Source organism: Oleiphilus sp. HI0132, assembly GCF_001635845.1.
In genome coordinates this window covers 1-521 of sequence record NZ_LWGJ01000874.1, presented here as the reverse complement: position 1 = coordinate 521, position 521 = coordinate 1, and the positions used below count along the sequence as shown (strand labels likewise).

The following is a 521-nucleotide window of genomic DNA, read 5'->3' as shown; positions in this document are numbered from 1 at the left end:
TTCAATTTACTGCTTTCAAATGATGAGCAGCGTTACTACCTGACTGCAACATCAAGAAACTTTTTATTGTTTGTCAGTGTGAAGGTATCAAATACATTCCATTGACTATTGTTCTTTTCAAATGCGCCTTTTATAAAAGGCTGGATTGACTTTTCTAATAGTGAGTTAGCATTCTTTTGAAAGCTATCAGCTGAAAAGTACTGCATGCCGTGAACGCTATCTACGACAAAGCCGCTAAGAATCTCACCGTGCTCGACGATTAAGACTCGTTTATCTCTGCTCTTTTTGGAGCTGGATTCAACATCAAAAAATAAGGCTAAATCCATGATTGGAAGTAGACGGCCACGTACGTTTGCTACACCAAGCATCCAGTTTCGTACACCTGGAACAGAGGTGTACTTGGGTAGGTGCAGGATTTCAGATACTGAACCCATTGGAGCAACGAACTGAGTGTTGGCAATCGTAAAGCCGATACCATTCCATAACTCTACAGCTTCGTCTTGCGCAGGCAGCCCCGCAGC

Annotated in this window: 1 protein-coding gene; it reads right to left on the bottom strand. The window is 42.6% G+C overall.

The genetic code is table 11. The annotated features are described in order from the left end of the window. Positions 1–35: 35 nt before the first annotated feature. Positions 36–521 (bottom strand): chemotaxis protein CheW (locus tag A3766_RS09980; RefSeq protein ID WP_068642162.1); only part of this gene is annotated, 486 nt, incomplete at its 5' end.